The organism is Kitasatospora sp. NPDC091257 (genome assembly GCF_044757675.1).
GTDB lineage: Bacteria > Actinomycetota > Actinomycetes > Streptomycetales > Streptomycetaceae > Kitasatospora > Kitasatospora lactacystinica.
This window is the reverse complement of the sequence record NZ_JBIVVI010001671.1, coordinates 1-1,470: the sequence shown is the minus strand read 5'-3', so window position 1 is coordinate 1,470 and position 1,470 is coordinate 1. Positions and strand designations below refer to the sequence as shown.

Annotated in this window: 2 protein-coding genes; one reads left to right on the top strand and one right to left on the bottom strand. The window is 76.3% G+C overall.

Going from position 1 to position 1,470, the window contains the following annotated elements; all coding sequences use genetic code 11:
• Positions 1–35 precede the first annotated feature (35 nt).
• Positions 36–809, top strand: coding sequence for a methyltransferase domain-containing protein (locus ACIQOV_RS41185; RefSeq protein ID WP_401056239.1), 774 nt, complete (start codon positions 36–38; stop codon positions 807–809).
• A gap of 259 nt (positions 810–1,068) precedes the next feature.
• On the opposite strand, the gene ACIQOV_RS41180 is transcribed toward ACIQOV_RS41185, so the two are convergent.
• Positions 1,069–1,470 (bottom strand): glycosyltransferase (locus tag ACIQOV_RS41180; RefSeq protein WP_401056237.1); only part of this gene is annotated, 402 nt, incomplete at its 5' end.

The following is a 1,470-nucleotide window of genomic DNA, read 5'->3' as shown; positions in this document are numbered from 1 at the left end:
TCCCGCCTCCCGCCTCCCATGGAGACCCTGACGCCATGACCGACTCCACCCTCGGCCGCTTCTACGACGCGTTCGCCGACGACTACCACCTCCTCTACGCGGACTGGAACGCCTCCGTCGCCCGCCAGGGCGCCGCGCTGGACGCCCTGATCCGCCGGCACCTCGGTGACCGCCCGGCCGAGGTGCTGGACTGCGCCTGCGGCATCGGAACCCAGGCGATCGGCCTGGCCGCGCTCGGCCACCGCGTCACCGGCAGCGACCTCAGCCCGGTCTCCGCCGCCCGCGCCACCGCCGAGGCCGCCGAGCGCGGCCTCCGGCTGCCCACCGCCGCCGCCGACATGCGGAAGCTCCCCTTCCCGGACGGGCGGTTCGACGTCGTCGTCTGCGCCGACAACGCGCTGCCCCACCTGCTCACGGCCGAGGACGTCCGCGGCGCGCTCGGTGAGATGCGACGGGTCCTGCGTCCCGGCGGACTGGTGCTGGTCACCACCCGCCCGTACGACGAGCTGCGCCGCACCCGGCCCGCCTCCACGTCGCCGCAGACCGCCGACCACGAGGGCCGACGGTCGGTCCTCTTCCAGCTCTGGCAGTGGCGGGAGGACGGCGAGCGGTACGACCTGGAGCTCTTCCGCCTCCTTCCGGACGACGCCGGCGAGTGGCAGGTCTCGGTTCGCCGCTCGACCTACTGGGCGCTCACCCAGGACCAGCTGAGCGCCTTCGCCGCCGAGGCGGGCCTGTCCGGCATCCGCTGGGAGCAGCCCGTCGACACCGGCTTCTTCCAGCCCGTCCTGATCGCCCGGGCACCCTGACCTCCCGAAAGGCTCCGGCACGGTCGTCCGCACTCACCTCCTCGGCTCTCCGCTCGCCTCGCCCTCCCCATCGCTGACCGGACCGCAATGACTGGACCGCCATGACCGGCCGCGACACAAGCGCGTCCTGGCCGTCCGCGCCGCTCAGCTGTCGAACCCCGTCTCACCGCAGTGGCCGCGGGTCCGGGCGCCGGTCCGGGGGCACCAGTCCGGGTGCCGGGGACCGCCGAGCCCCGGCGACGGCCCGTCCGCTCCTCCCCTACCGGCCCAATGCCGCCACCGCCTCCGCGACCCGGGCCGCGCCGTCCTCCTCCGCCATCGCGCGGGCCGCCTCCTCCGCCCCTTCCCTCAGCCACTGCTCCTCGACGGCCTGCCGGACGGCCTCCGCCAGCCGGTCGGCGGTCAGGTCGGTGAACCGCACCGGCGTGGTGGCGGCACCGAGCCGGGCGAGCCGACCGGCCCAGAACGGCTGGTCCGCCGTCACCGGGACGGGGACGCTCGGCACGCCCGCGCGCAGGGCCGCGGCCGCCGTGCCCGCGCCCGCATGGTGCACGACCGCCGCCATGCGCGGGAACAGCCGGGCGTGCGGGAGCTCGCCGACGGTCAGCACGTCGTCGCCCTCCCCGGCGATCCCGGCCCAGCCGGCCTGCACCACCCCCCG